The sequence below is a fragment of the Alkalibacterium sp. m-11 genome (assembly GCF_054658155.1).
The window spans coordinates 1-255 of the sequence record NZ_BAAGIR010000498.1 but is presented as its reverse complement, the minus strand read 5'-3'; the positions used below and the strand labels follow the sequence as shown (position 1 = coordinate 255).

Annotated in this window: 1 pseudogene; it reads left to right on the top strand. The window is 45.1% G+C overall.

The window, feature by feature from the left end:
- Window positions 1-8 precede the first annotated feature (8 nt).
- Window positions 9-255, top strand: a pseudogene (locus ACYQ2O_RS13320) (hypothetical protein); the annotation flags it as partial.

Genomic DNA, 255 nt, shown 5'->3' with positions numbered 1-255 from the left:
CCAGTCGCCTGATTGTCGGACAGGGTCTATTTTTAGAAGACACGGCTATCCATGTGCAGGAGGTGTTGAAGCAGGCGATGAAACGGTATGGCTTACCTAAGAAAATCTTCGTCGATAACGGGTCTCCATATAAAAACAAGCAATTAGCCCTTATTCTTGCCCAACTAGGCATTGACTTAATCCATGCACGTGTACGTTCAGGTGCATCAAAAGCAAAAATCGAACGGACCTTTCGTACCTTAAAGGATGACTGGA